11 protein-coding genes are annotated in these 12321 nt (G+C 39.6%); 1 reads left to right on the plus strand and 10 read right to left on the minus strand.

The window, feature by feature from the left end:
- The coding region (locus tag FTT92_RS11495) for an Ig-like domain-containing protein (protein WP_180172177.1) at window positions 1-1334 on the minus strand (1334 nt) is incomplete at its 3' end.
- 718 nt (window positions 1335-2052) lie between these two features.
- Window positions 2053-3249: a peptide antibiotic transporter SbmA gene (sbmA, locus tag FTT92_RS11500; RefSeq protein WP_180172178.1), complete on the minus strand. Its 1197-nt coding sequence runs from the start codon at window positions 3247-3249 to the stop codon at window positions 2053-2055.
- A gap of 459 nt (window positions 3250-3708) precedes the next feature.
- Here sbmA and FTT92_RS11505 point away from each other — a divergent pair, with 459 nt between their 5' ends.
- Complete coding sequence (locus tag FTT92_RS11505) at window positions 3709-3903, plus strand: hypothetical protein (protein WP_078193067.1); 195 nt, start codon at window positions 3709-3711, stop codon at window positions 3901-3903.
- 294 nt (window positions 3904-4197) lie between these two features.
- On the opposite strand, the gene FTT92_RS11510 is transcribed toward FTT92_RS11505, so the two are convergent.
- From FTT92_RS11510 to FTT92_RS11545, 8 genes are all read right to left on the minus strand, one after another.
- Entirely contained in the window at window positions 4198-5250 is a 1053-nt protein-coding gene (locus tag FTT92_RS11510) for an AbrB family transcriptional regulator (protein WP_180172179.1), read from the minus strand.
- 46 nt (window positions 5251-5296) lie between these two features.
- Window positions 5297-6796, minus strand: coding sequence for a tripartite tricarboxylate transporter permease (locus FTT92_RS11515; RefSeq protein WP_180024037.1), 1500 nt, complete (start codon window positions 6794-6796; stop codon window positions 5297-5299).
- A 13-nt stretch (window positions 6797-6809) separates the two neighbouring features.
- Window positions 6810-7256, minus strand: a complete 447-nt coding sequence (locus FTT92_RS11520) for a tripartite tricarboxylate transporter TctB family protein (protein WP_180172180.1) — start codon at window positions 7254-7256, stop codon at window positions 6810-6812.
- Between the two features lie 54 nt (window positions 7257-7310).
- Window positions 7311-8366, minus strand: coding sequence for a tripartite tricarboxylate transporter substrate binding protein (locus FTT92_RS11525; RefSeq protein WP_180172181.1), 1056 nt, complete (start codon window positions 8364-8366; stop codon window positions 7311-7313).
- A gap of 35 nt (window positions 8367-8401) precedes the next feature.
- Complete coding sequence (gene tcuB / locus FTT92_RS11530) at window positions 8402-9553, minus strand: tricarballylate utilization 4Fe-4S protein TcuB (protein WP_180172182.1); 1152 nt, start codon at window positions 9551-9553, stop codon at window positions 8402-8404.
- A gap of 3 nt (window positions 9554-9556) precedes the next feature.
- Window positions 9557-10951, minus strand: coding sequence for an FAD-dependent tricarballylate dehydrogenase TcuA (gene tcuA, locus FTT92_RS11535; RefSeq protein ID WP_180024033.1), 1395 nt, complete (start codon window positions 10949-10951; stop codon window positions 9557-9559).
- 99 nt (window positions 10952-11050) lie between these two features.
- Window positions 11051-11983 carry a LysR family transcriptional regulator gene (locus tag FTT92_RS11540; RefSeq protein ID WP_180172183.1) on the minus strand — a complete coding sequence of 311 codons (933 nt, stop codon included), beginning with the start codon at window positions 11981-11983 and terminating at the stop codon, window positions 11051-11053.
- A gap of 225 nt (window positions 11984-12208) precedes the next feature.
- Window positions 12209-12316 (minus strand): DUF2474 family protein, encoded by a 108-nt coding sequence (locus FTT92_RS11545; protein ID WP_111886050.1) that lies wholly within the window; start codon window positions 12314-12316, stop codon window positions 12209-12211.
- Window positions 12317-12321: the final 5 nt, after the last annotated feature.

Raw genomic sequence — 12321 nt, forward strand, 5'->3', positions numbered from 1 at the left:
TCTGCAGTACCAGTACCAATCACATTACCATCTGCATCTTTTACTTCGACTGTTGCTCCAGGTTCAGTTCGACCGATCACGCTTGTGCCATCTTCGCTGACTGTTGCTTCTGGTGCTTCTGGTGCAACATTGTCATCAAGCGTAGCTGTGCCTGTGCCTGTGTTTCCAGCAGGGTCCGTTGCTTCTACGGTATATGCACCCTCTGGGGCTGGTGCTGGGACAGTTGCTGTGAAGGTGCCATCTGGATTAACCGTCACTGGAACTGGATTACCCGCTGGATCTTTAATGACTACTGTTGCACCTGGTTCAGTTTTACCTGTTACAGTCGCTGTGCCATCTTCATTTGGCGCCGCGACAACATCACTGACTACAGGGGCTGTTGTATCTGGCGCAGTTGCTTCTGTTGGTTCAGATTCATTGCCAGCTGGATCCGTTACTGTCGCTTCAATGGTTTCACCATTGGTTAACGGTTCTTCAAGTTCAACACTGAAATCACCATTGCTATCCACTGGGCCTGTGCCAATCACGTTGCCGTCTTGGTCTTTGATTTCTACCGTGGAGCCGGGCTCACCTTTACCTGTAACTGTTGTACCGTCTTCTGATACCGCTACATCGGTTGGTGCTTCTGGTGCTGTTGTATCTGGCGCAGTTGCTTCTGTTGGTTCAGATTCATTGCCAGCCGGATCCGTTACTGTCGCTTCAATGGTTTCACCATTGGTTAACGGTTCTTCAAGTTCAACACTGAAATCACCATTGCTATCCACAGATCCTGTACCAATCACGTTGCCGTCTTGGTCTTTGATTTCTACCGTGGAGCCGGGCTCACCTTTACCTGTAACTGTTGTACCGTCTTCCGATATCACTACATCGGTTGGTGCTGATGGTGCAGTGGTATCTTTAGGTTTTGAAGAACTTCCTGAATCATGACCAGCCCAAAGTGCAATTCCAGCTGCTGTCACCACTGGTGCAAGCCAAGCCCATAAACCAGCCGAACTATCGTCATATAATAATGGGTCTATTTCATCTATTGGATTATAATTTACCGTTAATTGCCCAACTGAATCATTTGCAGTTTCAAGTAAATATAATCTGTCATTCTCCTCCAAAACAACATCATTTAAATCAAGATTATCTGAAAAATAGTTTTCAATAACTAATTGCTGACCATCGTGGGTTTTAATAATTAATGAATTACCCACTCGCTCAACGCTTGCAACATTTTCTCTGGATGTGTGAATAACAACAACAGAAGCCTCTTTCAACACAACATTACTTGTTTGCAAATTCTCAAGTATTGTGTGGTGCTCTTTTGATACTATTTGCACCTGCAACATGGAATTTCTCCTTATTGGGCTTAATTTTTGAAAGCTTTTTTTAATCTATAAATTGTTTTAATAACACTTAAGAAAGGCATTTTCACCGTTCCTAGATTTCACTAATTATGTATATAAAAAACACACATTAGTGCCAAACAGTTCACCAAATTTTGCAAAAAATCTCTGTTTTTTTTTATTACGACTCAAATATTAAAGCTAATGTTAATTAACATAAGAAAAAATGTATTTTTTTTGACAATATTTGTTATTTTTGTGACTTAATTTGCAATTTAACTAAACAAAATGCCAATAAAATGTTATTAAAGGTATCCAAATTGTGCTTAAACATTAATAAAAACAAACCTAACGAACAATAAATATACATAAAATGCACAATATTTACACAAGTAAACAATTATTGGTTTTTCTTGAAAGATTTGTTTTGATCAAAGATTTGATACATACAACCTAGGTATATGACTCAAAATTAAATAGCAACTTGGGCATAAGTTTGAACTCATTTTATAAATTTATTTAAGGCCACTTCAGGGGCATAAATCTCATTGACTTGACTGTTAAAATTCCAAGTACTGAAGGTATACCCTAATAATTTAATTCAATACATATTGATTATGCGGTAAATTCTAGCTAGAGGCCTCTTCATTTGGAAATTAGATCGCTAAAGAAGCCCTTAGGAATTACTTTGTGCAACTAGGCCTATTTTAAATTTATAAACTCAATTTCTAATTTTTTCTTCAAATGCTCTTAAACGTTTATAAATAGAAATCAGTTCAATAATGGTTGTCCACGAGGAAATCAGGTATTGGAAAGAATCACGTACACGCCCAAAGACATTTAAAATTTGCATTAATATACCGAGCGTGATTGTTCCCGCTGCAATACTTGGAAACAATACAAAGAACCCATAAATATTATCAAGCTGCATATACCAAATACGAACGAGGTTGAAATAAGCATAGTGAAAATACAGTCTAAAATAATTAAATCGGACTTTACCAAATAATTCTTTTAATGTGAGAGGGTCTGCTCGATCGGCATAATCTTCACCATAAACTAATTCTTTACGATATGCTGCTTCGACTTTTTGATTATTAAACTCCAAACCCGGTAGTTTATAACCCACAAGCATTAAAATAACCGTCCCTAATACTGCCCAAAGGACTGCCGCCCAAACCAATGCATAGGTGATTTCCCCCACGACAGGTAATTTCTTTACATGTGTTGATAAAGTTAACAACACAGGTAGAAATGCAATTAAGGTCATCACCGATTCAACCAAGCTAACCCCAAGTCCTTCTGTGGTTCTCGCAAAACGCATCGTGTCTTCTTGAATACGCTGTGAGGCACCTTCGATGGTTCTCAGTTTTTTCCAATGCGCTGTATAAAAGTCATTCATCGCGGTACGCCAACGAAAAACATAATGACTGACGAAAAACAGGTTCAATACCGCCAGTGTGACATACACCATGGCCACATAGAGAAAAGTCAGCGTCTCTGAATATAGCGTCGCCACTTCGCCCCCACCACCTGAAAGCATCTTCTGGATCAGATCATAGAATGGGTTATACCAAGCATTGATTACGACATTACATTCCACACTAAACCAAACATTAAACAGGATAAATGCGGTTCCCCACACAGACCATCGTTGCCAAGGATTATCTGATTTAATCTTCCAAAAGGCTGCAAAGAGTGCCGTTGCTACAAAAAACCAAGCATAGAACCATAAAAATTTGGGGCTCCAAAATCGGCTAATACCAATAGGCAGCTCTGCTTGATGATAATTTGCAGGTAAACCAAACATCGTACCCCAACTATTGCCACCGCTATACCACAAGACAATATTGATCACGAACCATATAAGGAATGATCCAAAAAACCATTTTGGATTTGGAAAAAAAGATTTAAACATTGGTCCTACATTTCCCTGAATCTTTGTTTTTAGATTGAGTTGCTGATAATAAGTTTTATTTCATTAATTTTCTTGTTCAGATTGAATATTTAACGCTGTTTAATCTGAAATTTAACAATCAAATACAAGACGACACATCTTTCGGTTAGCTTAAGGATGAAAACTGAAGTTCACCTTAAATTCATTATTGATCATGCCCTTTTGATGATCTGGTCATTATTTGTGGAACAAAAAACACATCTTAGGACATATAATTAGAGTTAAAAAGTTTGTCATATTTTAAAATTTTTTTTGATATCAACAGATTAAAAAACTATAATTTATTTAACCATTATTTAAACTTAAGTTATGGAAATCTCTAAAATATTTTCTGCGATGGAGCTCACGTCATTTACAAAACATGTTTCTTCACCAATAATATGCTAAGTTCAATTAACAACCTATGCTTGGGGAAGTAAAATGGAAAGTGCAATTGTTGAATTACTCAAACCAATTACATTAAATAAAGAAAATTGCAGTCCTTTGGTTTTTGAAACTGGTACCGTTCTGAAAGTGATTATGCAAACGCCAGAAGGCCTTTTGGTAAGTAATGATGATAAATTTAACTTTATGATTTCATTCAAAGATAAGAATGATGTTTGGCGCGAAATTTAATTTTGACGTTAAATCTTTAAATCTTTAAATCTTCGAATTTTGCATAATAATGAAATTTAAAATTTACTGATCTAAAACGGCATTAAAATAATAAGGGACTGACGAGAGCAGTCCTGAATCAAATTGATCCCTCTTGCTCATCTTCAATTTCAAACCATCATTTAAGACCCTTTTCTCAACTATCTTTCATTAATCTCATTTTTTTCTAACTTCTACTCCACTTTATTTCAAATGCAATCTATAGAAAGTGTTCTATTTAATTCATCTGAATCAAAGATCGAATTGAGTGGACGATTAAGGCTTATCTGTTGTTTTAAAAAATATTTTTTTGCTTAATTGATAGAAATAATTGGTGGTCAATATCACAAAAATCAGCCGTGATAGTTGAAACGCAACCACGATAGGCACAGCTAATCCAAGGGCTTTTGCCATTAAAGACATTTCTGCAATGCCGCCGGGAGATAAGCCTAAAACTAAAATCTTCCCATTAGCATGACTGATATACATCAAGAACAATGCAAACAGGATGGATAATCCTAATGCCAACAAATTCAAAATGGTCGTGATGGCGATGAATTTTTTATGGCTTTTTAAAAAGCCAAAAGGAAACTTTGTGCCTAATGACCAGCCTATACATATTTGTCCAAAGGCCGTAAACCACGTCGGAAATTTTAATTCCAATGCTCCGAAAAATGAAAGTAATCCCACTATAACTAATGGTCCGAGAACCCATGCATTTAATACGTTGAATTTTTGAAATATTTTCGCTATCAAACAGGCCAAAGCAAATAAAAGAAAAATTTGGACAATTCCAAAGTGATCAATGATGTGTGGGTCTAGACTCACCCAATGAATATCAAATAATGCTGCTAAAACGATTGGTACAAGCACCACAAGTGCCACGATTCTCAAACTATGCGCAGCAACAACTTTATCCACTTGCGCATGATGATGTTCTGCGATATTCACCATTTCACTGGCACTGCCGATTGCAGAAGAAAACCACGCCGTTGCCCAATCTAAACCATTGATACGATATTGTAATCCTGCGATAAGTGTTCCCAAAATCAATGACCATAAGATGCCGAGTACGATAAATATCCAATAGGCAGAAATAGCATGGACTAGCGCTGGGGTAAAATATAGTCCCAAAACCATACCAATAATGACTTGTCCCACTTTACGCCAATGCGGTGAACATGTGAGTGGTTGGCCTATACAACCAAACAATAAAGCCGCGAGTAATGGCCCGAGCAACCACGGTAAAGGGAGATGAAGTAAATTTGCGATGAGCGCACCGATCAGTGCGCATACCAATCCTTTGGCATTTAATTTTATTATTTCCATATGATCTAACAGCAATGGTCAGACTCGCTGACCATTGCTTCTCCATTTAAGCTTTTTGCTTCTTAATGAATAGATATTTACGGACGATTGGCAAGATCAACAACAGTGCTGACATGACCCATAGTCCCATACTGATGTTACTGCTCCACAGAATACTGAGCTCACCTTGAGAAATGGAGAGTGCACGTCGTAGATTTGACTCCATCAATTCACCCAGTACAAAACCAAGAATCAGAGGTGCCAATGGAAAATCAAATTTTCGAAGGATATATCCAACAATACCGAGCCCCATACAAAGCACAAGATCGAAAACAGTGCTATGAATTGCAAATACCCCAACAAAGCTGACGGTTGCAATAATAGGAATCAAAATATAACTTGGAATCGAAAGTAAACGCGCAAAGAAGCCAACTAAGGGTAAGTTCAATACCAATAAGATAATATTCCCCACCATTAAGGATGCAATCAATGCCCAAACCAATACAGGCTGCTCTGTAAATAACTGCGGACCTGGGGTAATGTTATACATGGTCAAAGCACCCATCATGACTGCAGTTGTTCCAGAACCCGGCACACCTAAAGTCAACATTGGGACAAAAGAACCACATGCTGCTGCATTATTAGCACTTTCTGGCGCGGCCAAACCACGTAGATCACCTTTACCAAATTGACTACTGTCACCCGCCATTTTCCGTTCAGTGGTATACGCCATGGCACTCGCCACACTAGCACCTGCGCCCGGTAAAATCCCTGAGAAAAACCCAATCAAAGATCCACGAATCATGGTGGCTAAGGCACTCAGAAACTCTTTGACATTAAATAATGAGCGTTTTCCTTGTTCTAATACCACTTTGCCCATCGTGGTACGTTCAAGCAGCAGTAGAATTTCACTGATACTAAATAAACCAATCACCACTGTTGTAAAGGCAATGCCGTCACTTAAACCCACACTATCAAATGTAAAACGATAAACACCGGTAATCGCATCCATACCCACGGTCGAAATTGCCAGACCGATCAGCGCCATGATTAACGTTTTAAATGGTTGCGTACTCACTAAACCGGTCAGGCAGACAATTGCAAAAACCATCAAGGCAAAGTATTCCGCTGGTCCAAAGGAAACCGCCCATCGCGCCAAAATCGGAGCAAATAAAACAATCCCTATAAAAGCAATTGTGCTACCTATAAATGAGCTAACAGATGAAAGGGATAAAGCAATACCTGCCTTACCTTGCTGAGCCAAAGGATAACCATCTAAAGTGGTCATAATTGCACCCGCATCGCCCGGTACATTCAGCAAAATTGCGGAAATTCGTCCACCGTATTCACAACCGAGATAAACAGCTGCCAATAAAATTAAGGCACTATCAACGGGTAATCCTAAGGCATAGGCAAAAGGTAATAAGATGGCAACACCATTGATTGGACCCAATCCCGGCAACAGTCCGACAATCGTTCCAATAAATGCACCAATAAAAGCAATGAGTAAATTTTGTGGTTGTAAGGCAACTTCAAAACCTGTCATTAAGAAATTAAATATGTCCATGTCGTTGTCATCCCTAACCCAAGAAGCCTAGTGGCAATGGCACATCCAAAACACGGTCAAACAGATAATAGGTACTCATACTCAGCACCAAACCCGTAATAATCACTGACACTGTTTTACCGTTAAAAAGTTTCCCAACCGCGATGGTCATCAGTAGCGTTGCCGCGATAAATCCCAACCATTCAAAGCAAAGTGCATACAGTGATAATGCCAATGTGCATAAAACCAGTTTGCCGATTAAATGCTTAGTCCAACCTAGTTCAACAGGTTCAAACATCATGGCTGGGCGCACAGTCAAATAAATGGCACTCACTGTAATTAAACCCATCAGTAAAATTGGAAAGGCTTTCGGTCCTACAGGATCGTAGGAAATAGGCGCTTTAAAATTGCATGCGTAAATTAATAAGAAAAAGCCGCAGACCGCAATGATGGCCGTAAGAATCCGTTCAGATTTCATCATCTATCCTCGAAAACAAAAAACTGAGTTAAAAATGCATTCAACTCAGCATCTTTGTTATTTTGATAATTTATATTCTTCTGATAATTGGCGCATTTCAGCCGTTTGCTTATAGACATAAGCACTGATTTCTTCACCCGTTAATTCAAATGGCAACAGGTCCTGATTTTCTCGAACTGCATCGAATTTTTGATTGGTCATCATTTTATCAAATGCATTTTTCCACCAAGCATATGCCTCATCACTGACCTTTGGTCCCATGTAGAAACCACGAATCACAGGCCATTCCAAGTCATAACCTTGTTCCTTCGCAGTTAATAACTTAGAAAATTTACCCGCTAAACGTTTATCAGAAAACACTGCTAGAACACGGATATTACCCGCTTCGAGATGCGAGCCAATTTCACTCACATTCCCCACGCCCACTTGAATATGTTTACCTAACAAGGCTGTTAATACTTCGCCACCGCCTTCGAGAGCTACAAAACTCATGTTGGCAGGATTTACCCCAGCCTTTTTAGCCAAAATTGCCGTTTGCATCCAATCTTGACCACCCACACTGCCAGCACCACCAAAACTGATCCCTTTGGGATTTTCTTTTAGCGCCTTCATCAGATCATCCAGTGTTTTTAATGGCGAATCCTTATGCACTGCCACTAAACCGTAATCAACAGCTACACCCGAAAGCCACTTCACATCCTTTTCAGTAAAATTACCAAATTTACCTTGAGCCAAATTCAGTAAAGAACCAGTTGAAAATGCGATGACCGCATTGTTATTTGCTGGATCATTATTCACGATTTTATTGTAAGCTACGGCCCCAACGCCGCCTGGCATATACGTCACACGCATGGGGTCTTTTAATACTTCTGTTTCTTTAAAGCCGGATTGGATCAGCTTACAGGTCATATCAAAACCACCACCCGGCTTTGCAGGGGCAATACATTCTGCACGTTTTGGATGACCAGGATCTTTTGAGGCATTGCCTGTGCCACAGCCAACGACAGCAATACTGGTGCAAGCGACGGCTAACCATTTTAATTTCTTCATTGTTAAAATATCCTTATAACGTTGTAGTCCATTTAAAAATTCAATTTTCTTACCTATAGCCATCATCGACCTCCATGGTCCAGTTGTGGTTTGGGTGCTTACTTGGTTTTTGAATTTGTTTTAAGTTTTGCAACACGTTCTTCGACGGCAAATTTTAGTAATGCGGCACTTCGGTAAAAGCCGTGCGCAAACTTACCAAAAGGGATCGTCAAGAAGAAAGTCATAACGGTTGCAAGATGAACAATCAGCAAGAGTGCCATTGCGGAACTATCGCGAAATGCCAATAACGCCAGACCAGTAATGCTGATCAGCAATAAAAGGAAGATAAAACCACGGTCCATTGGTTTTTGATTTGCATCGCCATGCATCGGATGTCGTTTAATATTGAGATGAAGTAGCCCGATCGGTCCAATGATCAGACCAATACCGCCCAATGTACCTAAAATCACCGGTAAACTGGTGTAGGCATACGGTGCTTCTAAGCCTAAAAAGTAGTGATACATCGTCGCGACACTGGTTGCCATAAAGCAAAGTAAAAATCCATACATCGTAAAGTGATGGAAAACTCGGCGAATTTGCGTATAACGATCATCTTCCTCATTACAACCTTTACCATGTCCACCATCTAAATATTTTAAGGTCAGGACATTTTTTGACGCTTGAAAAATATCAGGTTGTGCAACGCCCTCTGGAATAATTTTTGAGGTTTGTTTCCAAAATTTTGCAATTCCCAAACCCAAAAGTACAAAAGCCAAAATAAACACAGAGCCAAACAACACGGCAAGAAAGTTATGCGGAAAAATTGCATAAAAATCCCCTTGATATTGACCAAAGATATTGGTGCCATTGAGCCAAACACCCAAGAGCATCAGTAATGCAAAAAATACTGACATCGCCGAAACCAAAGGAATTCCGGTCTTTTTATAAATCGCACCAAAAGATGCAGGAACTGCAAATTCTTGATAGGTTTCTAGGCGAACTTGTGCCATGGCTTGAGGAATATTGACGCCAAATTCATGCGGAGGCGCATACTGACAGGCATGTAAGCATGCGCCACAGTTGTGACATAAATTTGCCATGTAATGAATATCGGCTTGAGTAAACTCTAGTCTTTTGGTCATTGCAGGGAAAACCGCACAGAATGTTTCGCAGTAACGACATGCATTACAAATCTGTAAAGCCTGTTTTACTTGCTGTTCATGATCCGTGAGCTGTACAACTGGAATTAAGTTTTTAACATTTGCATTCATTCTTTAAACTCCCAGTTTAAACGCAGCTTGAGCCGCATTTTTTCCTGCAATTCGACCAAATGTCGTTCCAATCGACATACCTACACCGGCTGTATAGCCTTGCCCAAGTACATTGCCAGCCATCATTTCGCCAGCAACAAATAGATTTGGACTCGCGACATTTTCAAAGCGTACAGCGGCATCATCTTCGACTTTTAAGCCTAGATAGGTGAAAGTAATGCCTGGACGTAAAGCGTAGGCATAATATGGCGGTTGGTTTAAAGGAACAGCCCAATGTGTTTTTGCGGGCGTTAAATTCTCAGTATGGCAATTATCCAGTACAGTGTGATTAAACTCACCCGCCACACAGGCTTGGTTATAGTCCTTCACGGTTTGAACTAAAGTTGCAACATCTAGATTTAATTTTTCTGCCAATTCTTCGATCGTATCTGCCTTAGTACCTTCAAAAACAGGTGGCATAAAACGCCCAACTGATTTTGAATCAATAATTGAATACGCAATCTGACTGGGCTGTTTTGCAACTAAACGCCCCCAAATGGCATAACGTTTCGGCCAGAAATCTTCGCCTTCATCATAAAAACGTTGCGCATTTTTATTAACCACGATGCCAAGCGAAACACAGTCAATACGGGTGCAAATGCCACCATCGTAGAGCGGTGCGCGGGCATCAACTGCGACACAATGTGATTGAGATGGGTCGCCAATAATATCTGCACCTTGATCAATCATGAACTTTAATAAGTTGCCTTGGTTAAAACGTGTGCCTCGTATAATGAAATGATCTGCAGGCCATTCTCCATTTTCATTTTGTCCCCACGCTTCTTTTAACCATTCGCGATTGGATTCAAATCCACCTGCAGCTAATACACATGAAGCGCCGTCAAAACGCGTGCCATCTTCAGCAATTGCAGCAATAAATGTCCCATCTTCAATAATCAGTTCATTGATTTTTGTGTTGTAGCGAATCTCGACCCCTAAATCTTTTGCACTTCTAAAATAGGCATTCACCAAAGCTTTACCACCGCCCATAAAAAATGCATTGGTCCGTGCTACATGTAAGGCACCTGATAACGGTGGTTGAAAATTTACCCCATGTTGACGCATCCAATTACGGCAAGTTGCCGTGGTGCGAATCACTAAACGCGCTAAATGCTCATTGGTTTTACCTGCAGTTACTTTGAGTAAGTCCTGCCAATATTCTTCTTCTGGATAGGCATCGACTAACACATCTTGAGGTTCATCATGCATACAACGCAGGTTACGGGTATGTTGTGAATTTCCACCGCGCCATTCCTTTGGTGCTGCTTCTAACAATAAAACTGAAGCGCCAGCCTCCCTTGCTGTCAATGCTGCACATAAAGCGGCATTCCCACCGCCAATTACAATTACATCATGCATTCGATGTCTTCCCTTTCGAATTTGATGTAATTTAAGACCAAAACTGCCTAGCGCTGTGATAGGCAACTTTTAAATAGGTGTTTAGTAAAATTAAATAGGCTAAAAGTCTAATAGCTCTGCACTTGACCATAATCCTTTATTGATCAGCTGCTTAACACAAATTTTAATTGCTACTTTGGTGGCGAGACTTGCAGGAGAAAGCTCTTCTTCTGCAATACTAATAAGATAATTAATTCGATCCAGCACTGGTTCAACTACTTTGAGTAAACAAATATCTGATTTGAGATAATCAAAATGTGCACTGACAGGTTGAATGGTCGCCATATTTAAGTTGCTGACACAGTTCATGAGTAAGTGTAAACCATCAACTTCATAATTTACGTCCAGCCCCTCAACCTTTTGATCTATGAATTTACGTAGACCATGTCGTTGGCTTGGTAATACCAGAGGCAAACGATTCACATTTTCTAAATCAATTTTTCCATTTTCAATGCAGTGTTCAAAGCCATACTCTTTCAGTAAAGAACGATTTGCCATAAGAAACATTTGTTCTTTTAATAACGGTTGTACTGCCCAATTGGCATCGACATCTTGGGTGAAAATGATCGCGATATCTAATTGTCTCGAATTTACTAAATTGGTGAGGTTGCCAGATAAACTCTCTACAAGGTGGATTTTTATATCTGGATAACGCTGTGACATCAGCTGCATAAAGGGAATACCCAATACAGATGCGATGCTTGGAGAAAATCCTACACTCACATGACCTGTCAATCGTGAAGAATGCGCCGCCTCCACTGCATATTGGATATGTCTCAAAGATAACTGCGCTTGTTTAAAAAATGCCAAACCTGATGGCGTAGGTGTCACACCTGTTGAGTTTCGCTGTAATAAGCGTGTACAGAGTTCATCTTCAAGCTTGGCAATCTGTTGACTGAGTGCCGATGTGCCAACCTCAAGTTTTTGTGCAGCTTTGCCTAAACTTCCAGACTCTACAATGGTGATGAAATATTTGAGCTGTTTAAGTTCCACTCACGCTCCTTAAGATTTTTTCAATGCTTCATGTTAGTTTTAACAATATAGAAGCAAAAAAAACAGAAAAATCATTCAAAAGAAGTATTGAATATAAAAAATATATTTTATGTATTTCGACACTTTAACTTGTCATATTCTACCTACTCAATTCACCTTTAGTCCCTCAAAAAAATCCACTATCTTACCCGGCAAGATAGTGGATTCAGATTTAAGGAATAGGTTCTAGTAAGCCCACTGCACCAGCAGTCTAAAGAACCCTGCAACAAGCGCCAAACTCAAGACACCACCAAGCCATAGCACAATAAACCAGCCTGCTTGATTCAGTTTCATGATGA

The sequence above is a fragment of the Acinetobacter sp. YH12023 genome, from assembly GCF_013420135.1.
In the GTDB taxonomy this organism is placed as follows: Bacteria; Pseudomonadota; Gammaproteobacteria; order Pseudomonadales; family Moraxellaceae; genus Acinetobacter; species Acinetobacter amyesii.